General features: G+C 62.5%; 21 protein-coding genes and 2 pseudogenes. 14 read left to right on the top strand and 9 right to left on the bottom strand.

Annotation, left to right across the window (positions count from 1 at the left end; translation table 11 throughout):
* Nucleotides 1-4 precede the first annotated feature (4 nt).
* From OKA05_RS19485 to OKA05_RS19465, 5 genes are all read left to right on the top strand, one after another.
* Complete coding sequence (locus OKA05_RS19485) at nt 5-2260, top strand: glycosyltransferase family 4 protein (RefSeq protein ID WP_264488863.1); 2256 nt, start codon at nt 5-7, stop codon at nt 2258-2260.
* Complete coding sequence (locus tag OKA05_RS19480) at nt 2257-3717, top strand: glycoside hydrolase family 130 protein (RefSeq protein ID WP_264488862.1); 1461 nt, start codon at nt 2257-2259, stop codon at nt 3715-3717. Before OKA05_RS19485 ends, OKA05_RS19480 begins: the two co-directional genes overlap by 4 nt.
* A gap of 114 nt (nt 3718-3831) precedes the next feature.
* On the top strand, nt 3832-4350 hold the full coding sequence (locus OKA05_RS19475) for a fasciclin domain-containing protein (protein ID WP_264488861.1): 519 nt from the start codon (nt 3832-3834) through the stop codon (nt 4348-4350).
* Between the two features lie 43 nt (nt 4351-4393).
* Nucleotides 4394-4732 (top strand): hypothetical protein, encoded by a 339-nt coding sequence (locus OKA05_RS19470; RefSeq protein ID WP_264488860.1) that lies wholly within the window; start codon nt 4394-4396, stop codon nt 4730-4732.
* Between the two features lie 122 nt (nt 4733-4854).
* Nucleotides 4855-5277 carry a response regulator gene (locus tag OKA05_RS19465; RefSeq protein ID WP_264488859.1) on the top strand — a complete coding sequence of 141 codons (423 nt, stop codon included), beginning with the start codon at nt 4855-4857 and terminating at the stop codon, nt 5275-5277.
* Between the two features lie 51 nt (nt 5278-5328).
* On the opposite strand, the gene OKA05_RS19460 is transcribed toward OKA05_RS19465, so the two are convergent.
* The gene (locus OKA05_RS19460; RefSeq protein WP_264488858.1) at nt 5329-5469 is read right to left on the bottom strand and encodes a hypothetical protein; all 141 of its coding nucleotides are present in this window, start codon (nt 5467-5469) and stop codon (nt 5329-5331) included.
* Between the two features lie 73 nt (nt 5470-5542).
* Here OKA05_RS19460 and OKA05_RS29550 point away from each other — a divergent pair.
* Nucleotides 5543-5590 (top strand): annotated as a pseudogene (locus OKA05_RS29550) (hypothetical protein); the annotation flags it as partial.
* 91 nt (nt 5591-5681) lie between these two features.
* A pseudogene (locus OKA05_RS29465) lies at nt 5682-5771 on the top strand (histidine kinase dimerization/phospho-acceptor domain-containing protein); the annotation flags it as partial.
* A gap of 200 nt (nt 5772-5971) precedes the next feature.
* Here OKA05_RS29465 and OKA05_RS19450 read toward each other — a convergent pair.
* Genes OKA05_RS19450 through OKA05_RS19440 form a run of 3 tightly spaced genes read right to left on the bottom strand, consistent with a single transcriptional unit; the run spans nt 5972 to nt 7640 of the window.
* Nucleotides 5972-6256: a DUF1737 domain-containing protein gene (locus OKA05_RS19450; protein WP_264488856.1), complete on the bottom strand. Its 285-nt coding sequence runs from the start codon at nt 6254-6256 to the stop codon at nt 5972-5974.
* On the bottom strand, nt 6253-6489 hold the full coding sequence (locus OKA05_RS19445; protein ID WP_264488855.1) for a hypothetical protein: 237 nt from the start codon (nt 6487-6489) through the stop codon (nt 6253-6255). The genes OKA05_RS19450 and OKA05_RS19445 overlap by 4 nt, the downstream gene beginning before the upstream one ends.
* A gap of 50 nt (nt 6490-6539) precedes the next feature.
* Nucleotides 6540-7640, bottom strand: a complete 1101-nt coding sequence (locus OKA05_RS19440; protein WP_264488854.1) for a DNA topoisomerase IB — start codon at nt 7638-7640, stop codon at nt 6540-6542.
* A 151-nt stretch (nt 7641-7791) separates the two neighbouring features.
* On the opposite strand from OKA05_RS19440, the gene OKA05_RS19435 reads away from it, so the two are divergent.
* On the top strand, nt 7792-8055 hold the full coding sequence (locus OKA05_RS19435) for a metallothionein (protein ID WP_264488853.1): 264 nt from the start codon (nt 7792-7794) through the stop codon (nt 8053-8055).
* Between the two features lie 2 nt (nt 8056-8057).
* Here the strand turns inward: OKA05_RS19435 and OKA05_RS19430 are convergent, their stop codons facing one another.
* A complete protein-coding gene (locus OKA05_RS19430; protein ID WP_264488852.1) occupies nt 8058-9242 on the bottom strand; it encodes a PQQ-dependent sugar dehydrogenase in 1185 nt (394 codons plus the stop codon).
* Nucleotides 9243-9446: 204 nt separating this feature from the next.
* Between OKA05_RS19430 and OKA05_RS19425 the strand changes: the two genes are divergently transcribed.
* Entirely contained in the window at nt 9447-9884 is a 438-nt protein-coding gene (locus OKA05_RS19425; RefSeq protein WP_264488851.1) for a DUF2383 domain-containing protein, read from the top strand.
* A 101-nt stretch (nt 9885-9985) separates the two neighbouring features.
* Here the strand turns inward: OKA05_RS19425 and OKA05_RS19420 are convergent, their stop codons facing one another.
* Nucleotides 9986-10237: a hypothetical protein gene (locus OKA05_RS19420; protein WP_264488850.1), complete on the bottom strand. Its 252-nt coding sequence runs from the start codon at nt 10235-10237 to the stop codon at nt 9986-9988.
* Nucleotides 10234-10467: a hypothetical protein gene (locus tag OKA05_RS19415; RefSeq protein ID WP_264488849.1), complete on the bottom strand. Its 234-nt coding sequence runs from the start codon at nt 10465-10467 to the stop codon at nt 10234-10236. Before OKA05_RS19415 ends, OKA05_RS19420 begins: the two co-directional genes overlap by 4 nt.
* Nucleotides 10468-10609: 142 nt before the next feature.
* On the opposite strand from OKA05_RS19415, the gene OKA05_RS19410 reads away from it, so the two are divergent.
* From OKA05_RS19410 to OKA05_RS19400, 3 genes are all read left to right on the top strand, one after another.
* Nucleotides 10610-11470, top strand: a complete 861-nt coding sequence (locus tag OKA05_RS19410) for a TIGR02587 family membrane protein (protein WP_264488848.1) — start codon at nt 10610-10612, stop codon at nt 11468-11470.
* Between the two features lie 4 nt (nt 11471-11474).
* Nucleotides 11475-11879 (top strand): hypothetical protein, encoded by a 405-nt coding sequence (locus tag OKA05_RS19405; protein ID WP_264488847.1) that lies wholly within the window; start codon nt 11475-11477, stop codon nt 11877-11879.
* A 97-nt stretch (nt 11880-11976) separates the two neighbouring features.
* Entirely contained in the window at nt 11977-13020 is a 1044-nt protein-coding gene (locus tag OKA05_RS19400; protein ID WP_264488846.1) for a LacI family DNA-binding transcriptional regulator, read from the top strand.
* Nucleotides 13021-13039: 19 nt separating this feature from the next.
* Here the strand turns inward: OKA05_RS19400 and OKA05_RS19395 are convergent, their stop codons facing one another.
* Together OKA05_RS19395 and OKA05_RS19390 are read right to left on the bottom strand one after the other, a co-directional pair.
* Nucleotides 13040-14698 carry a SulP family inorganic anion transporter gene (locus OKA05_RS19395; RefSeq protein ID WP_264488845.1) on the bottom strand — a complete coding sequence of 553 codons (1659 nt, stop codon included), beginning with the start codon at nt 14696-14698 and terminating at the stop codon, nt 13040-13042.
* Entirely contained in the window at nt 14695-15987 is a 1293-nt protein-coding gene (locus tag OKA05_RS19390; protein ID WP_264488844.1) for an esterase/lipase family protein, read from the bottom strand. Before OKA05_RS19390 ends, OKA05_RS19395 begins: the two co-directional genes overlap by 4 nt.
* A 235-nt stretch (nt 15988-16222) precedes the next feature.
* On the opposite strand from OKA05_RS19390, the gene OKA05_RS19385 reads away from it, so the two are divergent.
* Nucleotides 16223-16531, top strand: a complete 309-nt coding sequence (locus tag OKA05_RS19385) for a hypothetical protein (protein WP_264488843.1) — start codon at nt 16223-16225, stop codon at nt 16529-16531.
* 256 nt (nt 16532-16787) lie between these two features.
* Nucleotides 16788-18983 (top strand): PAS domain S-box protein, encoded by a 2196-nt coding sequence (locus tag OKA05_RS19380; RefSeq protein ID WP_264488842.1) that lies wholly within the window; start codon nt 16788-16790, stop codon nt 18981-18983.
* Nucleotides 18984-19125 lie beyond the last annotated feature (142 nt).

Here is a 19125-nt window from a genome sequence, read left to right as displayed (position 1 = left end):
ACTCATGAACTCACTTTCACGAATCGCCTTTCTGGGAGGCTACGTCCCCCGCCTGTGTGGCATCGCCACCTTTACTCACGATCTTTTCCGAGCGGTGAATGCCGGTTCGCCGGGATCGGAAGCTTGGATCGCCGCCGTCACCGACCGGCCGGATGGCTACGACTATCCTCCGGAGGTCCGCCTGAAGCTGGATGAACGCGACCCTGATTCCTATCGTCGCGTCGCCCGCCATCTCAATTTCAGCCGGCCGGACGTGCTCTGCGTCCAGCATGAGTTTGGCATCTACGGCGGCCCCGCCGGCAGCCATTTGCTGACGCTGCTCAAGGAGGTCAATGCGCCGGTGGTGACCACGCTTCATACGATCCTGGCCAATCCTGACATCGACCAACGCCGGGTCATGGACGAGCTGATCCGCCGGAGCGCGAGGATGGTGGTCATGGCGGAGCGAGGCGCCAGGATTCTGCGAGATGTTTATGATGTGGATCCGCAGAAGATCGACGTCATTCCCCACGGCATCCCGGATGTGCCTCTGGGCGGCGGAGAGCAGGCCAAGAAGGAACTCAGCTACGAAGGCAGGAGAGTGTTGCTGACCTTCGGGCTTCTGGGACCCGGCAAGGGGATCGAATATGCGATCCGGGCGATGCCCGCGATCGTCGAGCAAGTGCCGGATGCGCTCTACGTGATCCTCGGGGCCACCCATCCGCACCTCGTGGCGCGGGAAGGGGAGCGATATCGGCGCAGCCTTGAGGAACTCGCAAAGGAGTGCGGTGTGGGCAAGCACGTGGTTTTCGACAACCGCTTCGTGTCTCCCGAGGATCTCGAACGCTTCATGACGGCGGCCGATATCTATCTCACTCCGTATCCGAATGAGGCGCAGATCACATCGGGGACGCTGGCGCGGGCATTCGGTGCCGGCAAGGCGGTGGTGTCCACCCCCTACTGGCATGCCGAGGAACTCCTGGCGGAGGGTGCCGGCGTGCTGGTGCCGTCACGGGACGCGGAGGCGATTTCCCAAGCGGTTTGCCGGCTTCTGGGAAATCCCGAGCAGATGATGGCGATGTGCCGCAGGGCTCACCAAGACGGCCGGGCCATGATCTGGCCGGCGGTGGCGCAGCGCTATCTGGAGGCATTCGGGAAAGCGGCATCGCGGGCGCTTCCGGTCGCGGGATTTCTCGCCCGCACTCCTTTGCCGCCGGTGGTGCGGCTCGAACACGTCGAGCGGATGAGCGATGGCACCGGCATTTTCCAGCATGCTACCTACAATGTGCCGAACTTCCACGAAGGCTACTGCACCGACGACAATGCCCGGGCCTTCTTGCTCTGCCTGCCCTTTGACCGGACCGGCGGCGTGGCCCCGCTGGAGAAGGTGGACCGATTGGCGACGACGTACCTGGCGTTCCTTGCCGCGGCCTTCAATCCGGCGAATGGCCGCTTTCGGAATTTCATGAGCCACGGCCGGGTATGGCTGGAAGAGGCAGGCAGCGAAGACAGTCATGGCCGCGCCGTGTGGGCCGTGGGCACTGGCTGCAGCCGCACTCGCAACGACGGTCATCGCATGCTGTGCCTGCAGCTTTTCCAAGGGGCGGTGGGCGCGGTGGAGGGCTTCACCTCTCCGCGCGCTTGGGCTTTCGCGATGCTGGGAATCCACGAGTATCTAAAGGCCTTCCCCGGTGACCTGGGCATGCACCGCCTGCTCCAATCGCTGGGGCAACGCTTGATGGTGCTGTGGAAGCGTTGCTCACGTCGTGACTGGCGTTGGTGCGAGGACATCCTTTCCTATGACAATGCACGAATCGCCCAAGCGCTGATTGTCAGTGGCAGCCGGATGCCGGGAAGCGACCAACTGAAGACGGGCCTCGAAGCCCTGCAATGGCTGGCGGAGATCCAGACGGCGAGCGCGGGGTACTTCCGCCCGGTGGGAAGCAATGGCTTCTATCCGAGGAAGGGCGTGCGGGCTGACTACGACCAGCAGCCCTTGGAAGCCCAGGCAATGGTTTCGGCCTGCCTCGATGCTTGGCGGGTCACCTCACAGCCGGCTTGGTTAAAGGAGGCCCGGCGAGCCTTCGACTGGTTCCTGGGTGGCAATGATCTCGGGCTCCCGCTCTTCGATTCCGCCACTGGCGGTTGCTGTGATGGCCTGCAACCGGCGGGTCTGAATGTGAACCAAGGAGCCGAGTCTTCGTTGGCCTTCTCGCTGTCACTTGCGGAAATGCTCGCTGCCGAAGCGACATTGTCGGAAAGTGTGAAACAAATCGCATGAAGAAAGTGAAGCTGCAACGTCATGAAGTGACCCTTTTGCCTGAGAGCAACCGGGTAATCATCCGCCCTTTTATTCCCTCCGATGGGCAGCGCGTGACGACCATCATCGCCCGTGCCCTTTCCCTCACCGAGGCCGAGGCGGAACAGGAACTGGCAGCGGTGAAGGAGGAGTTCGACGGGCGTCACTTTGATATCGATTCTGTGCTATACTCCCACTTCGAGAAGGTCTCCTCGAAGCTCTTCACCCAACGGCCGTTGTCACGTTCCCGGCAGTTGCTGGTGGGTGCGCTGTTCTCCGGCGAATATGCCTTGGAGTCGGCGGCGCTGTTCAATCCTTCAATCGTGCCGCACCCCGATCAGGAAGGCGTTCCGGAGGGAGCCTTGCGCTTCATCATGAGTCTGCGTGCCACCGGCGAAGGTCACATTTCCTCGATCGAGTTCCGCAGCGGCATGATCCTTGCCGACGGTCACATTCACCTCGATCCGGTGTCGCGATTTGTGACGGTGCCGGAAATTCTTCCGAACCCAACCTATCGCAAGGACAGCTTCGTCTCGAAACTGTATGAGATGGGCTTCGACAATGAATGGACCCAGGGCGTGATGGAGGAGTTGGGCGACGCCTTCAGCCGGGTTGATCTGAGGAAAAGCGCCCGCCTCATGAAGTCCCGCAACCGGAACGGAACCCGCGACTTGTCCCGCACGCTCGAATGCATGCAGTGGCTTGCCGATTCGAACTACGAGGTGCGGTTTTCGGAGAAGCTGGCGGTGAGCGAGCGGATCATCTTTCCGGTCTCGCCGAATGAAAGCAACGGGATCGAGGACGCCCGATTCGTGCGGTTCTCGCGCGAGGATGGGTCCTTCATCTACTACGCCACCTATACCGCGTACAACGGCCGGGCGATCTTGCCGCAGCTCATCGAAACGAAAGACTTTCTCAACTTCCGCATCCTGACGCTGAATGGCGCGGCGGTGCAGAACAAGGGCATGGCTCTCTTTCCGCGCTGCATCGACGGCCAGTATGCGATGCTGTCCCGCCAGGATGACGAGAACCTGTTCATCATGTTCTCCGCGGATCCCCACTTCTGGAATGACGCACAGATCCTGCTGCGGCCGGCCGAGATGTGGGAAGGGGTGAAGATCGGCAACTGCGGTTCGCCGATCGAGACAGAGGAAGGTTGGCTGGTGATCACTCATGGAGTCGGACCCATGCGCAAATACTGCATCGGCGCGGTCCTGTTGGATCTTGAAGATCCGACCAAGGTGATCGGCCGGCTGAAGCGACCGCTCCTTTCTCCGGAAGGAAACGAGCGCGAAGGCTACGTTCCCAATGTCGTCTATAGCTGCGGGTCACTCATCCATGGGCGGCGTCTGGTGCTGCCGTACGCGATGAGCGACAAGGCCTCTGCCATTACCACGGTTGACCTCGACGATCTGCTTGCTGCCCTCAAGGAGGAGTGAGTGGGGGTGCCGGTGAAGGATACGCTCGGCACGGAGGGGGCAGATGCATGCGATCGTCACGCCGCCGGGAGATCTGCCCGCGATCTGCTGGACTAAGGGCAAGGAGGTATCCCCATGAAAACTATAACAACATCCATTTCAGCAGTTGCCGCCGCGCTGGTTCTAGGCGCGGGCTTGGCGCAAAACGAACCGGTGCGCCCGGTGGTTCCCAAGGAGCAACCCAAAGACGTTCTGGAAGTTATCGCCTCACGGCCGGACCTGTCGCTGTTCGCGGATGCGATCAAGGCAGCGGGCGTAGAAGCGACGCTGCGGAGGAATGGTCCGTGGACCGTTCTCGCACCTACCAATGATGCATTCCGCGCCTTGCCGGAAGGCACGATGACCGAATGGTCGAAGCCGGAGAACCGCGGAAAGCTCGCCGACGTAATCCAATATCACATTATCCGCGGCCCCCTGCCGACGCCGGGAATCTCCACCGCGGAGGTTACGACTCTGCAAGGTAGCCGGATCGTGCTCAAGCAAACCGAGGGTGTGGTGTGGGTTGGCCGCGGTGAAGTGGTGGCCGGCGACCTCGGAGCGACCAATGGTGTCGTTCATGTGATCAACATGGTCCTTGAGCCCGATAACGAGTGAGAGTGCCGGTGGCGTGGATTCTGTTGGGGAGAGGGTGAACTCCATGAAACCTATGAAATTGACCACGCTCCTGATTGCCTCCGCCGTTGCCTTCGGCGGCTTCGCCCTGATGAACTTGCAAGGCCAGACTCCGGCTGTCCCGAATTCCGCACCTGCCAAGGTGGATCTTCCGCTTGGTCGGAAATGCATCGTTTCCGTCGATCCCCAGGCTTCGCGGGAGTCGCGTCCGGCGGGCGAAAATGCAGTGTCGGGATTCGAAGCGGACGGCACTGCAAAGGGCCAGTTGATCCGGCTCTCCGACGACTGGTGTGTCTTGAAGGAAGGCAATTCCGAGAACTGGATCCCCACCGACAAGATCCTCATGATCCACACGTCCGATTGAGAGGGCAAATCGCCCGTTAGGCGCGTCAAGGCGAGCAATTTGCACACGCTGTAGTGAATACTTGAAAGCCCTAGGGAAAAGGCGCTTTAATTCATGGTGATTTTCAAAGGAAAGGAGATGCCATGACGATTGTGCAAGCGGAGCGCCAAATGCCGGTCACTTTGCCTCAAGGCAGTCTGCGGATCCTAGTTGTGGATGACGGCAAGAATGCTGCCGATATCCTCGCCATGTTTTTCGAAATGGAAGGCCATGTGGTTCAGGTCGCGTACGACGGGGTGAAGGCAGTGGATCTGGCGGCCACTTTCCAACCGCACCTGATCGTGATGGACATCGGCATGCCTGAAATGGATGGCCTCGAGGCCTCGCGCCGGATCCGTTGCCAGCCGGATGGAGCGGGAATCATCATCATCGCCCTCAGCGGGCTCGATCAGGATGACGACAAGCGGTCGTGTGCCGAAGCCGGCATCAACCATCATATGGCGAAGCCGGTCCGCCCGGATGACCTGCGTGCCGTGATTCGCGATTTCCAAGGGGGACTCTCCTGATTCAGGAGGTGGACGCGAGAAGCATGCGCAGCGCTTCGGGGTCGGCGGGTTTCACGAGATGCCGGTCGAAGCCGGCGGCCCGGGTCTTTTCGCGGTCGCCGTCTTGCCCCAGCCGGTGAGGGCTACGAGGTGAATGGACTGGCTCCACGGCATGGTCGCACAGCGCCGCGAGCCGATGGTGGTGACCTGCATCCAGTAGTCGGAAAATGCGCTCGCCTCGCTGGTGAAGAGCTACGGGGTTTCCGTTTACGCCTGCAATCCTCTGATGGCGGGCGGCGAGCTGTTAGGCACGTTATCCTTCGCCAGCCGCACCCGCACGCACTTCGATGCCGACGAGCTGGAGTTCCTTGAAACGATCACACATTCGTTCGCCGGCTCCTACATGCGCTGGCGTTTGTTAGACCCTGCAGGCCGCGGACCGCAGGAAGGACGAGTTCCTCGCCACGCTCGCCCATGAACTGCGCAACCCGCTCGCCCCGATCCGCACCGGCCTGTAGGTGATGAAGATGGCGGGCGGGATATCCGAGCCGGATCGAGCGGGTCCGGGGGACTCGATCTTTGCCGCTGGCCCGCAGGAATAGATTGCGATGCTGGCTTCACGGGGTTTCTGCACGTGAGGAATCGGATTCGCACTCTGCGTGCGTTTCGGATTCTTCTATAGTCAGACTGCGGAAGGGTTCCAAGCGGGACGTTGTCAGCCCAGGTCGGCAGAGGGCAACTCGCCGATCCGGTGGAGTTCTGCGGATCGGGGCAATGGAAATTCCTCTTCCTGCAAGCTCACCGCCGGGACGTTTCGGGAAGGTAGCGCCATCGCCTGACTCCACTGCATATGAATGCAGGACTCGGAGCTTTGAGTCATCGGACACACCGCCACGCCTCCTTGAAGGGCCCAGCCTTCCGAAAGGAGCTGGTTGATCCGGTCCTCAAACTTCCCGAGGTCGTCGGAAGTGACGACCGTATATTGCTCGAAGACGATCATTCCTCCTCTTCGGGCACGGCTTCCCCATGAATGGCTTCGACCTCGGGAGCGCCTTCCTCATCTTCCGCTTCCCGGTAATCGATGTCATCCATCATTTGCTCCGGGTCGGCGGCTTCGCGAGCGCCTTCCTCGTAGGAGGCGGCGACCACGTCGCGGAGTTCGTCTTCCGCGGCTTCAAGGCCCTGCTCGACCAAGGCTTCATTGGCATCCTCGTCCACATAAGGAGGTGCCATCGCACCACGGGACGCTGGCGGGAGCGGTTGGTTTGGATCGTTTGAGGTCATCAGTGTAGGCGGTGAGGTTTCTTCAAGCTTCTTCGCAGAATGCATTCCAGCTTCTCGGCCGCGGTGACCCGCGACCGCTTGAGGCGGGGCGGATGGGCCTCGATTGCCGCCAGCACCCGGCGCTCTTCAGCATGGAGCAGAGCGCTTCCGTCGGACTTCCGCAGTCGGGGAGGGGGGGATTGCATGCGCTGGTAGAGGTCACCGCTCCGGTAGGCGCGGAAGATGGCGGGATGGATGTAGTAGCTCCGGCAGGTGGCGGGCGTGTGATTGAGGCGTTCCGCCGTGGTGCGAATTGCGATGGTCTCCGCCTTCTTGAGTGCGGTTTTCCCCTCCGGTGGAAGATCGCGGCCAAGTTCGCGGGCGCACATGACGGTCGCCTTCCAGGTCCGGAATTGCTTGGCGGTGAAATCGCCTCCGCTGATCTCTTTCAGCCACGCATTGACGTCGCCGGATTCGATGGGTCGCCAGCGGCGGCCATCGCGGTAACAAAAGAGGTATTGCCCGGGCAGGTCCTGGAGTTCTTGGACCAGTGCGGTCACTTGGGCGTCGTTGATCCGGGCACGATGCTCCTTGCCGGCCTTGCCCCTGAATCGGAGCCACCATCCATCATCGGTCTCGCGGGCATGGCGCGTGAGCAGCGATGCCAGTCCGAAGCTGCGGTTCTCGCGGACATACCGGTGGTTGCCGATGCGAAAGCCGGTGAGGTCGAGGAGGGTCACGATTCCAGCGATGATGCGGTCACGCTCGAGCCCGTCGTCGTGCAACGCCGCCCGCACCTTGCGGCGGATCCCCGGCAAGGCCTTGGCGAACCCCGCGAGGTTCAGGAATTTGCGGTCGCCGGCCATGCGGTGCCACTCCGGGTGATAGCGGTACTGCTTTCGTCCGCGTTGATCGAGTCCGGTCGCCTGCAGATGTCCGTTCTCCAGCATGCAGATCCACACGTCCTCATAGGCGGGGGGGACGGCTAGCGATGAGATGCGGGTTCGTTCTTCCTTGTCCCGTAGCAGGGCTCCATCGGGCAGCTCGTAGCAAAAGCCGCGTCCCGCCCGCTTCCTCCGGTAGCCCGGCATTCCGTCGTGAGTGAAGACCAGTCTTCCCATTGGTTTTCGATTTCACCTCGCATGAGACGCGCCAGCTATCTCGTCGTGCAAAGAGCCGTCCGGCCGTGCAGATCGACACGGCACGGAGGCCGGATTCTCGACCTGCGAACACAAGCACGACCGGCATGTGGCGTGCGATGCTGCATCTGCCATGAAGACCTGCGAATGCTGCGGAAACGAATACGACAAGTGCATCGACGTCACGATCGACGGCGAGACCTATACCTTCGATTGCTTCGAGTGCGCCATCCAGATTCTTGCGCCTACGTGCCCTCACTGCGATTGCCGCATCATCGGCCACGGGGTTGAGGTGGATGGCACGATCTACTGCTGCGGGCATTGTTCGCGCCAGCAGGGCGCCGAGGGCATCGTCGACAATGCGGACCGCGCGGAGGAGGAAAAGGTGCCTCTCTAGGGTTACTCCAGTGCTTCCTTCGAGCGCCAAATGCGGTAGATGACGCCGCCGCTGTCGTCGCTCATTAGCACCGTGCCGTCCGTCCACTCGGCAAGTCCGCAGGGGCGGCCGAAGTGGCTCCTGTCGCCTTCCAGGTAGAACCCGGTGATGAAGTCCTCGAAGGCTTCGGGTTCACCGTTTTTGAAGCGGAGCCGCATCACGCTGTAGCCGCTCGGTTTCCCGCGATTCCACGATCCGTGGAGTGTTACCAAGGCATCGCCGTGGAAGTCCTTGGTGAACTGCTTCGCGGAAGGAAACAGCATGGCCATCGGCGCACTGTGGGCTTCCAAGGTCAGCAGGCTGGGCTCGCATTCCTTGGCGTGTTCCGCCCACGACTTTCCATTGTGTTCCTTCGGGTCCCGGGCCGGGTTTGGCTTTCCATCTTCGAAGACAAAGGGCCAGCCGTAGTTCTTGCCGGATTTGATCTCGTTCAGCTCCTCACGCTGGGCGTCATCTCCCAGCCAATCGATGCCGTGGTCCACGCCATACATCCGCAGCGTTTCAGGATGCCACGCGAAACCGATTGTGTTCCGTAGGCCCGCCGCGTGAATTCTCCGGCCTTTGCCGTCGGTCTCAAGCTCCACGAAGGTTGCGCTCTCTATGTTGGGCTCAGGGGCTGCGTTGCAGGTGCTGCCGATTGAGAGGTAGAGCGATCCGCTCGGGCCGAAGCCCAAGGTCCGGTTCGGATGCTGTCCCGCATCGGGCAGATCGACGTAAAGTTTCTTCAGTGGCCCGAAGCTCCCGTCTTCGCGGAGTTGAGCGGCGTAAACCTCACGGATGGCAGCCAGATAGACCGTGCCTTCACGTATCGCGATGCCATGCACGTGGGGTAGCGATAGCACCGTCGTCGGTTCCTCCGCGAGTCCGTCGCGGTCCTTATCCTGGAGCATGAGGACGTCGCCGTTTTCACCGCGCCGTGTGACATAGACCCGCCCCTCGGGAGAGACTGCCATCATGCGGGGTTTTCCCAGATCCTTGGCGAACACGGTGACGGTGAATCCCTCCGCCACTTTGAGCCCGGTGATTCTCTCCTCGCTCGCTGGAACCAGAGGTGGTCGGAAGACGTTGCCGGTGATGGAGACGGGAGCTTTTTCTTCCTGCGCCGCGAGGGGCAGCAGGAGGGTGAATAGAGCGAACGGAGTTCTCATGGAATGATCGATGGAAACCGCTATCGCAGGTGCCGGACCAAACCGCCATGACGCCGACCAAATGCAGAATGCCTCTGATGACGGAGCACCTTGCACCGGGGTGAGGTTCTTCCCAGACGCAGACCCCTTGGTTTGCGTGCGGTATCGGGTCTGCTGGAAGGGATGGCTACGGCAATCATGCCGCACGACACCTCAAACGAAATCATGAATGCGACTCACGAATGCATCGATGTCTGCAACAGCCTATTGAAAGGCGAACTCTCAGCGATCGAAACCTACAATCAGGCTTTGGAGAAGTTCGAGGGCGAGACCGAACGGACCGCCCTCCGCGCGATCGCCGGCGACCACGAAAAGAGTGCATCCCGCCTGCGCGAGCATCTTTCGGATATGGGCGCTGAAGCGGCTACTGACTCTGGTGCCTGGGGCAGCTTTGCGAAAGCCGTGGAAGGAACTGCCAAGCTGCTCGGTGAATCGCCCGCGTTGGCTGCGCTCCAGCAGGGCGAGGAACACGGCGTGAACGAGTACGAGGAAGCACTCAGCAACCCCGATGTCATGGATGAGATCAAGGCTGTGATCCGGCAGGAACTCCTTCCTCCGCTATCGGGACACATCGCCGCCCTCGAGAGATTGAGGGCGAGGTAAACGACGCCGTTGCTCTCAGCGACAGCGTATTCGCCGGGCCGCGCTAAGACGTGGCCCGGCGTTTTGTTTTGCGGAGCGGCTCTAGCAATCGCGCAACCAGTCTAGCGATCGCGCAACCAGACAGGCTGACTGTCCCGGCGCGCGGAGACAAAGCTCCATTTCTCCGGTTGCGATGGCAGAAGCCCACCCATGCCGCCATCCCCGGGCGATATGGAGATCCCCTCGCGACGAAAGACGTGGGTGGACAGCTCCGCGGACCATTCCGGGACGGCGGCAACGTCGACCCAGTCGCCGACCTCGCAATCCTCGCGAGCGATTTGGAGGCGACCTTCGGATTTAGGTTTCGTATTCATGCGTGTTTGGCGTGAGAGGCTTTGCTGCCCTTGCGGGCCGGCTCCTTGTTCACTTTCTTGCCACGGCCCGAACCGGATTTCTTGCCGCCGTGATCCATCTTGTTGACGGTTGCCCAGGCGCGGGCTTCGGCTTCCTTCTTGGGGACGCCACGTTCCTCGTAGCCTTCCTCGATGTGCTCGGCCTGGCGCTTCTGCTTGTCGGTGTAGCTGGATTTGTCTCCCTTTGGCATGGCTGGGATAGGGTTGTTCTCCTTCTTCCAGCAGATCACATTCCGGGTGCGGCCCACCGCCCTTCGTACAGGCATTTTCAGGCGGGTTGTTGAACGGGCCGGAATCTGCTAGATGGGGACGAGCAGACTCCCCCGACCCTTCATGGAATTCAGCCACCAGCGGACCATTGCCGAGTCTTCGCTCGAGTATGGCCGGGGTATTGCCGGTGGACTCATTTTCTCCCTGCCGCTCCTCTACACCATGGAGGTGTGGTGGGCGGGCTTCTTGCTCGATCCCTGGCGCATTCTGCTCTACGTCTTGGCGACCTTCGCGCTGCTGCTGCTTTACAACCGGTTTGCTGGACTCCGGCGCGACGCCACGTTCCCGGAGGTTGTCATCGATTCGATCGAAGAGATGGGCTTGGGGTTGGTAATCGCCGCATTCACGCTATGGCTGACCGGTCAACTCGACCTGCAAAGCGGCACCAATGAAATCACCGGAAAGGTGGTGATGGAGGGAATGACGGTGGCGATCGGGGTGTCGGTCGGCACGTCGCAACTGGGCGCAAACGAGGATGGCGACGAAGGGATGGGCGGGCCGGCTGGGAAAGACGAGGGGGAGTATTTGCCGCAGGTGGCCATCGCCCTGTGCGGTGCGGTGTTGTTTGCCGCCAACGTTGCCGCGACCGACGAGGTGATGATCATTGCCATGGTTAGTTCGCCGGAGCGCATCCTGGCGATGGCAGTCGTCTCGATACTGGGTGCCGCCTGGACGTTGAGCTATTCGAGGATGCATGGCGCGGACCGCCACGTGCGAAGGGAGACGCGTATGGAGCATTTCCGTGAGGTGGTCACCACCTACGCCGTGGCGCTGGCAGGGGGCGCCGGCTGCCTGTTCTTCTTCGGCCGCTTTGATGGCCAGCCGCTGTGGCTGGCATTTGCCATGTGTGTGGTGGTGGGGGTGCCAGCATCCCTTGGTGCCTCGGCCGGGCGCTTGCTCCTCCAAAGCCGCTCTCCCTCTTGAAACCATGAGTGAACGCAAGACATCAAAGATCCGGGATCAGGGCAAGAATGCGCTGGAATGGACGGTCTTCGGGCTTTCCTGTCTGCTCGTCATTTCCATGATCGCGGTTCTCGCAGTGGCAGCAGCGGGATGGCAGGACCAGCCCCCGGCGCTATCCGCGAAGTTAGGCGAACCGGAGATAAAGGAACGCCTGGTGACCGTCGTCGTGGAAGTGACCAACCATGGTGACATCGCGGCGAGTGAGGTGAAAGTGGAGGTCACCAGAACTGCCGGAGGCATCGGGCATCAGGCGAGCGTGATGCTTGATTTCGTGCCCCGTCACGGGACACGACGCGGGCAGGTCTCGTTTCCGGATGCCGCGGAGACGGGAGACATCCGGATCACGGGCGTCGGGTTCGCGGAGCCGTGAGCGCTGCCGTTTCCATGCCGGAGAGGCTGGTTACATGCCACGGACCGCGGGGAAAAAGCATCGACGGGCCACGGCCCGCCCTGTGGGATTGCCGCGCATGACTCCGCCCCGTAGAGCGACGATCAAGGACATTGCCAAAGCCGCCGGCCTGAGCACGGCTGCGGTATCGCAAGCGCTGCGGCCGCACCCGAAGTCGAACATCAAGCTCCAACAGGAGACGATCGACCGGGTCAAACGGGTGGCCGGCGAGCTGAACTACCAGCCGCACGCGGGAGCGCGCTCGATCCGCTCCAACAGCTTCGACACGATCGGCTATTTCACCGCGAAGACCGGCCTCTTCCTCTGCTCGCCTGCTGGCTACCTGGCCGGCGTCCACGACGTGGCGGAGGTCCAAGGCTCCCGCATCACCATGATCCGGCTTCCCGTGGACGTGGAAGATATCACCAAGGCCATGCCTGCCGTCTTCAGCGAGCGGAATCTCGATGCCCTGGTCATCGAGAGCTATAGCGAGATCGCCCGCCAGATCTTCGAGAAGGTGCAGGCCGCGCGATTGCCGGTCATCTTCCTCAACGACCGCCACGAGACGAATTCCGTGTATGTCGATGACGAGTGGGCAGCCGGTGAACTCACCCGTCATCTCATTGAGAAGGGCTACCAGCGCGTCGGCTTTCTCCACCGCCACGTCGAAGGTGGTGCGCCGGTGAAGAAGATGCACCACAGCGCTCGCGACCGTGAGAGCGGCTACCGCAAGGCGATGCGCAAGGCCAAGCTTCCCGTGTCCTGCCACACCGTCACCTCCAAGGGCGTGGTCGGCCTCGACGTCGAAGTGTCGCCCGCGGATTGGGAGGTGATCCGCCAGTATGACGCGGTGATCGCCTATGACGACGATCTCGCCAATCTCGTCGGTCGCGCCGCCTACGACCGCGGCGCCCGCGTGCCCAAGGACCTGGCGATCGCCAGCTTCAATGGCGACTACGGCTCGTTGTCTTCCTGGCAGCGCCTCACCACCATGCGGATCCCCGCTTACGAGATGGGAAAACGGGCCGCCGAGATGGCATTCGAACTCTTCCGGAGCGGTTCCGACAGCCTCTTGCCGTCAGTGGCGTACCGGCCGACGCTTCTGGTCGGTCAGACGACTTGAATTTTCCACTGCACTGACGTCAGGCCGTGCCATGGGTGAACGAATCGACGGCATCGGCGACACTTGTGTGGCGGTTGATGGTGCCGGTCTTTTCGTCCAAACCCTCCAGGCGCAGCTTGTCGCGAACCGAGGCCCGGGCTTCGACGATCTGGAGCCGGATGCCCGCCGCAGCAAGTTCCGAGTGCAGCGCGCCGATGGTCTCCGCGGCTTGGAGATCGACGCGGGGTGCGGCGGAGAGATCTAGCAGCACGAGCTTTGGCTTGGCGGTGTCGGCGGCGGCGGTGATGTGGTCGCGGACGTGGTCGATGTTGAAATAGACCAACCCGGATTCCGGCCGGACGATCAAGACGCCCGGCACCGGTTCGTTGTCCTCGTGGCGTGCGCTGTCGGAGAAGCGGCGGGTGCCGGGAATGCGGCCCAGCACCGCGACGTGGGGCTTTGACGCGCTGCGGATCAATTGCACCATCGAGATCACTGCCCCGAGCAGGACGCCGCGCAGAAGGCCGGAACAAAGGACGCCGGCGAGGGCGGCCATGGCGACCAGAAACTCCGGGCGGTCATATTGCCAAAGCCGCTTCAATGCCTTCACCTTGAAGAGTCCCGCCACCGCCACGAGCACGATGGCGGCTAGCGCCGGCTGCGGCAGGTTGTGTAGGAGTCCCGACAGGAACAGGGCGACCAGCAGCACGATCAGAGCGGCGATCAGGCCGGAGAGTGGCGTTCGAGCGCCCCCACTTTCATTCACGAGCGACTGCGACATGCCGCCGCTGATTGGAAAGCCGCGTCCTAGCCCCGCGAGGAGGTTAGAGAAGGAGAGGGCGAGGAATTCCCGGTTGCTGTTGAAGCGCGCCCCGTGCTTCGCGGCGAACATTCGGCCGATGGCGGCGGTCTCGACAGCGCCGAGCATGAAGCAGGCGAGTGCCAGTGGCAGGAGTTCGTTAAGGTCGCTTCCCCTTACCTCGGGCAGTCCCAGCGCCGGCAGTCCCTGGGGAACATTGCCAAGCATCGCCACGCCTTGTTTCTGCAAATCTAACAAGGTGGCCGCGACTATGCTGCCGATCACCACGAAGAGTCCGACCGGTTTGTTCTTGAGGAAGATCTTGCCGAGGATCAAGACCGCCAACGCGGCGAGGCCGGTGAGCAGCGCCGCGGTATTGGTTTGACCGAGGTGTTTGAAGAAGTGCCCGCTGCGCTCCCAGAAGTCGCCGTGGCCGCCCTTGTAGCCGAAGAGCTTCGGCAACTGGGAGCTGGCGAGGAACAGGGCGACGCCGCACTTGAAGCCGATCATGACCGGCTCCGAGATGAAATTGACGATGGTGCCGGCCTTGGCCAACCACGCGACGAAGGCGATGACCGCGACGAGGAGTGCCGTCGCGGCGGCAAGGGCGGCATGGCGGGAGGGGTCGCCTTCAGACATCGGGGCGAGTGACGCTCCGATGAGCAGCGAGATGGCGGAGGTCACCGTGATCACCGTATGGCGCGACCCGCAGAACAGCCAGAAGACGAGCCCGCCGAAAAGGCAAGCGTAGAGGCCGGCCTCGGGCGGTAGGCCAGCGAGCGAGGCATCGCCGATACCGGCCGGAATCAGATAGGCCGCGAGGGTGATACCGGCGACGATGTCCCCACGCAGCCAATCGCGCGGGTAGGCGCGGAGCCAAGAGGGGACAGGCAAGTTCATGGCGTGGCGGCGTCGAGGATTTCTTTCGCCCGGGTCAGCGGTGCGCGGCCCGAGAGGATGGAGACGTGACCCTCGTCATAGCCCTGCACGCTGGCGGCGTCCGCTTTTGCCTCCGGGCGAAGCTGGCTGGCCACGCTGACCGAGCCGTCGTTCTCGTCCGGCAAGAAGAGCGAGCGCTTCGCGTGATGACTGTAGAAGAGGTGGTGGTTCACCTTGCCCTTCAACCGTTGGTCGAAAAGGTGGTCGAGAAAGTCGGAGCCGGTTTCCATGTCGCGCCACGACGGCACCACCGAGGGTGCGCGTTTCACGCCCCGTGCGGCGGCTTCGTGTCCGCCCAATGGCGAGGAGAAGGTGATGAAGGTGTCGATATAGCGGTTGCCGTCGCCGAGCACGTTCTTCTCGATGAAGCGTCGCGAAACGAGTCCGCCCATGCTGTGCGCGACGACGTGCAAACGGCGGAAAGCATAGCGCTCGTGGAGGAGCTTCACGCCCTCGTTGAGTGCTTGGGCGGAGCTTTCGAGGCGGGCACCGGAGGGATAGAAAGCAAACCACGGTTGGTAGCGGCGGCGATCGATGTGTTCCATCGCCTGGCGCCAATCCTGCGGCGAGCCGGCGGCACCATGGACGAAGAGCACCGGCGTCCGGGCAGGATCATAGGACTCAAGGAAATAGACCCCGAAACCGGTGGTGACGGCCGTGGTCGCCGGTGCCCACAGGGCGTCTTCCCCACGGGGCGAGGCGAAGCGCGGGTCATCCAACCGGGCGACTTCTCCCACGCTGAGACGGACGCCTTGGTGGGTGACCGATTCCTCGACGGTGCGTCCGCCGAGATAGGTGGTCAGCGCGTCGCGAAGTTCCTGGGGCGGCGTGGCTTTGTCGAGTCGTCCCTGGACGCGGGCCCGGCGGGTGGAGCTGTCGAAAGTAACGGCCGCAGGTTGGCCGTCTTTGCCGGAATGAATCCACAGCGGTTCGCCGCTCTCGTAGCGGCTATTGCGGTTGCTGTCGGCGTAGGCGAGCACGTGCTGGTGGAGCGGGCTTTTCACCGAGAAGGCAAAGGCACCGCCGGGGGGCAGGTCGATGCGGTCGCCGGAGAAGACGCGATTCGATTGCTGGTCCCACTCGATCACCACGGCGTGCACGGGCACCTTCAGAAGGTCGGCATTCTCTACTACTCCGTAGATACGATATTGCTCGTCGAGCAGCTTGATGTCGGCGGCAAGGCGGCGGAAGTTCGCGCAGCCGGTAAGCAGTGGGAGGATCAGCGCGAGCAGCAGGGTAGGGAACTTCATGCGGGGATGGGCGGGAGCTTTGGTTCGGGGAGTTTGCCACCGCCCGGTGCCGCTCCGTCCAGCCCGCGGTGACGGACGGGCATGCTACTTTGGTAGCACGGCAAACCCTTCGCCGATGGTGTGGGGATTTCTTATCACGACACTGATAGCTTGGAACTTTCCCGGACACCAAGACTGGGCGAGCGGATATCTCACCCGTCCCGCCCATTATCTAACAAGACAGGTCCTCGTGGCCATGGCTGTCGTGTCGCCGCTTGCCCGAGGAAGTGACGAGGTGGATGACATGAAGAAGTCGCTCGCGGCGATGGAGCAGACCATCGGCGAGCTGAAGACGCGGATCGCCGTGCTGGAGGAAGAACGCAGCGAGGAACAGACGGCCGCTGAACCCGCGCCAGCGGCACCTCCGGCGGAACCGGCTCCCGCGGGTGCCGCTCCGGCAATCGTTGTGCCCACGGTGACGACGGCAGCGTATATGACCTCGTCCTCGCCAAGGGCTGGCTCGGCAAGGAGCAGCTCGATGACCTGCTTTCTCCCGAAAAGATGACGCGGCCACGGAGCATCTAACAGCGCGCGGCAATTGCTGCCAGCGAGCGGCTTACGGCCAATCCATTCGGCCCTCGCTCCCGGGAGAGGCGGGAATTCCGACCGTGGGGAAATCGAAGCTTTGCGTCGACAGTCTGGTTCTGATAATAGGGGCGAAATGCACGACCTGACTTCTGGCTCTAGTCGCCGCAAGCGACAAGGGAGGGAAGCGGAAACGGATTCCAGCCCCGGCGAATACCGGTGGGAGGCATGACGCCATGAATCCGGTTTCCATCTTGTGGCCGATGATCGCGGGTGCCTGTGTGGTGCTGGCGGTGGTCCAGTTGCTCCTGCGGCTGCACGACCGGAACGCGCAGGCAAACCTTTGGCTGGCTTTGCTTGCCTTGGCCGTCGCCGGCATCGCCGTGGGCGAATTGGCGATCATGATGGCCGGCTCGCCCGAAGTCTTCGCCGGCGCCACCCGTTGGACCCACCTGCCGGTCTTCATCGCCGTTATTGCCATCGTGAGGTTCGTGTCGTGTTGTTTTGGGACTGCCCGAGCTTGGTTTGGCTGGGCCGTGATCGGGCTGCGGGCCTTTGCGTTGGCGTTGAACTTTTCAGTGGGGCTGAACTTGCATCACGATGCGATCACCGCTCTGCGCCCGATCCGGTTCCTGGGCAGCACGGTGATGACGGCGGAGGCGGTTTTCAGCCAGCGGACGCTGGTTGGCCAGTTGAGCACGTTGCTGCTCCTGGCATTCGTCGTCGATGCCTCGCTGGGGCTATGGCGGAAGGGCGACGCGGATTCGCGGCGGCGCGCGCTGGTGATCGGCGGCAGTCTCATGGCCTTCGTTGCCATGGGCCTTTTCCAAAGCGTGCTGATCCACTCCGGTGTGGTGGCGATGCCGTATCTGATCAGCGTGCCGTTCTTGCTGGTGATTGCGGCGATGAGCTTTGAGATGAGCCGCGACTTGTTTCGCTCGGCCCGGAATGCGGAGGAGTTGCGCGAGGGGGCCGAGAGCATGCACCTCGCCGCCGGGGCCGCGGGGTTGGCCTTCTGGCGCTGGGAGATCCCGCAGGATCGGATTTGGGTGAACCCGCAGGGCCGCGCGCTCTATGGAGTGCCGGCAAACACCCCGATCAATCTCGAGCGCTACCTGGCTTCGTTGCACGCCGAAGACCGGGAGCGGGTGCGCCGTGGGATCGATGCCGCTCTCAAGGGGAACGGGGAGTTCCGCACCGACTACCGGGTGATGGACGAGGAGGGAAAGGTCCATTGGGTGGAGGCGCGCGGGAAAGTCGATTTCAACGGCGGCGGCAAGCCCTTGCGGATGCGCGGTGTGTCGATCGATGCGACCGAGCGGCGGCAGATGCAGGAACGCTTCCGCCTGAGCGTGGAGGCTTCACCGAATGGCGTGGTGTTGGCAAATGCCGCTGGCTCGATCCTCCTGACCAACCGTCGGGCGAACGAAATGCTTGGCTATGGTCCGGAAGAATTGCTCGGCCAACCGGTGGAGAGCCTCGTGCCCGAGCGCTACCGCAGCGCTCAAGCGAGCTATCGGGAAGGCTTTCTGCGGGCTCCGGAGTCGCGAACAATGGGCGTGGGCCGTGAACTCCACGCCCTGCGCAAGGACGGCAGCGAGTTCCCGATCGAGATCGGCATCAGTCCCGTGGAGAGCCCCGAGGGCACGCTGGTCTTGAGCGTGATCGTCGATATCTCCGCCCGCCGGGAGGCGGAAGACGAGGCGCGCCGCCACCGCGACGAGCTTGCCCATGTCACCCGTGTGTCGGCATTGAGCGAGCTATCCGGTTCGCTGGCCCATGAGTTGAACCAGCCGTTGGCGATCATCCTGGCCAATGCCCAGGCGGCGTTGCGATTGATGGCCCAATCGCCGCCGGACCTCGGCGAGGTGAAGGACATCCTTTCCGACATTGTCGATGAAGACCGCCGGGCCGGTGAGGTGATCAAGCGTTTGCGCGTCCTGCTGAAGCGCGGCGAGACGAAGATGTTGCCAGTCTCCTTCAACGAGATCGCCACCGAGGTCCTGCACCTCACCCACGCCGACTTGATCGGTCGAGGCGTATCGGTGTCGCGGATCTTGTCCCAGGACCTGCCGTTGGTGTCAGGCGATCGGGTGCAACTCCAGCAGGTGCTCCTGAATCTGGTCCTCAATGCCGCCGACGCGATGGCGGCCAGTCCTGCGGGCTCGCGTCAGCTTCACGTGGCAACCTCGGTGGACGATGTCGTGGCGCGATTGTCCGTCAGGGACGAGGGCTGCGGCCTGCCGGGCGACGTGGAGAAGCTCTTCGAGCCCTTCTACACCACCAAGCCGCAAGGTCTGGGGATGGGACTGGCGATTTGCCGGTCAATCGTCGCAGCCCATGGCGGGCGGCTGAGAGCGGAACCGCATCCGGAGGGGGGTGCCATTTTCTACATGGAGATCCCGACCTGCCCGCCGGCGGCTTCGTCGTGAGGCGGTAGTCCGCTTACGCCTGTCCCCCTTGGGGTGAAATCGCTTGCCGTGGCGACGGCGAGCGGGGGAGCCGGGCTGTGATTTGCCTAATCGCCGGGAATGTTCGGCAAACCTTAAGAGGTGAAATTCGCAAAGGTCTGCA

The sequence above is a fragment of the Luteolibacter arcticus genome (assembly GCF_025950235.1).
Taxonomy (GTDB): domain Bacteria; phylum Verrucomicrobiota; class Verrucomicrobiia; order Verrucomicrobiales; family Akkermansiaceae; genus Haloferula; species Haloferula arctica.
Note: the sequence above shows the minus strand (reverse complement) of the source record. Positions and strands in the feature narration are given on the sequence as shown.

What these genes read in the sequence shown, in the direction of transcription:
- OKA05_RS19485 (WP_264488863.1), top strand. Translation starts at nt 5, where the DNA reads ATGAACTCACTTTCACGAATCGCCTTTCTGGGAGGCTACGTCCCCCGC.
- OKA05_RS19480 (WP_264488862.1), top strand. Translation starts at nt 2,257, where the DNA reads ATGAAGAAAGTGAAGCTGCAACGTCATGAAGTGACCCTTTTGCCTGAG.
- OKA05_RS19475 (WP_264488861.1), top strand. Translation starts at nt 3,832, where the DNA reads ATGAAAACTATAACAACATCCATTTCAGCAGTTGCCGCCGCGCTGGTT.
- OKA05_RS19470 (WP_264488860.1), top strand. Translation starts at nt 4,394, where the DNA reads ATGAAACCTATGAAATTGACCACGCTCCTGATTGCCTCCGCCGTTGCC.
- OKA05_RS19465 (WP_264488859.1), top strand. Translation starts at nt 4,855, where the DNA reads ATGACGATTGTGCAAGCGGAGCGCCAAATGCCGGTCACTTTGCCTCAA.
- OKA05_RS19460 (WP_264488858.1), bottom strand. Translation starts at nt 5,469, where the DNA reads ATGCAGGTCACCACCATCGGCTCGCGGCGCTGTGCGACCATGCCGTGG.
- OKA05_RS19450 (WP_264488856.1), bottom strand. Translation starts at nt 6,256, where the DNA reads ATGATCGTCTTCGAGCAATATACGGTCGTCACTTCCGACGACCTCGGG.
- OKA05_RS19445 (WP_264488855.1), bottom strand. Translation starts at nt 6,489, where the DNA reads ATGGCACCTCCTTATGTGGACGAGGATGCCAATGAAGCCTTGGTCGAG.
- OKA05_RS19440 (WP_264488854.1), bottom strand. Translation starts at nt 7,640, where the DNA reads ATGGGAAGACTGGTCTTCACTCACGACGGAATGCCGGGCTACCGGAGG.
- OKA05_RS19435 (WP_264488853.1), top strand. Translation starts at nt 7,792, where the DNA reads ATGAAGACCTGCGAATGCTGCGGAAACGAATACGACAAGTGCATCGAC.
- OKA05_RS19430 (WP_264488852.1), bottom strand. Translation starts at nt 9,242, where the DNA reads ATGAGAACTCCGTTCGCTCTATTCACCCTCCTGCTGCCCCTCGCGGCG.
- OKA05_RS19425 (WP_264488851.1), top strand. Translation starts at nt 9,447, where the DNA reads ATGAATGCGACTCACGAATGCATCGATGTCTGCAACAGCCTATTGAAA.
- OKA05_RS19420 (WP_264488850.1), bottom strand. Translation starts at nt 10,237, where the DNA reads ATGAATACGAAACCTAAATCCGAAGGTCGCCTCCAAATCGCTCGCGAG.
- OKA05_RS19415 (WP_264488849.1), bottom strand. Translation starts at nt 10,467, where the DNA reads ATGCCAAAGGGAGACAAATCCAGCTACACCGACAAGCAGAAGCGCCAG.
- OKA05_RS19410 (WP_264488848.1), top strand. Translation starts at nt 10,610, where the DNA reads ATGGAATTCAGCCACCAGCGGACCATTGCCGAGTCTTCGCTCGAGTAT.
- OKA05_RS19405 (WP_264488847.1), top strand. Translation starts at nt 11,475, where the DNA reads ATGAGTGAACGCAAGACATCAAAGATCCGGGATCAGGGCAAGAATGCG.
- OKA05_RS19400 (WP_264488846.1), top strand. Translation starts at nt 11,977, where the DNA reads ATGACTCCGCCCCGTAGAGCGACGATCAAGGACATTGCCAAAGCCGCC.
- OKA05_RS19395 (WP_264488845.1), bottom strand. Translation starts at nt 14,698, where the DNA reads ATGAACTTGCCTGTCCCCTCTTGGCTCCGCGCCTACCCGCGCGATTGG.
- OKA05_RS19390 (WP_264488844.1), bottom strand. Translation starts at nt 15,987, where the DNA reads ATGAAGTTCCCTACCCTGCTGCTCGCGCTGATCCTCCCACTGCTTACC.
- OKA05_RS19385 (WP_264488843.1), top strand. Translation starts at nt 16,223, where the DNA reads ATGGCTGTCGTGTCGCCGCTTGCCCGAGGAAGTGACGAGGTGGATGAC.
- OKA05_RS19380 (WP_264488842.1), top strand. Translation starts at nt 16,788, where the DNA reads ATGAATCCGGTTTCCATCTTGTGGCCGATGATCGCGGGTGCCTGTGTG.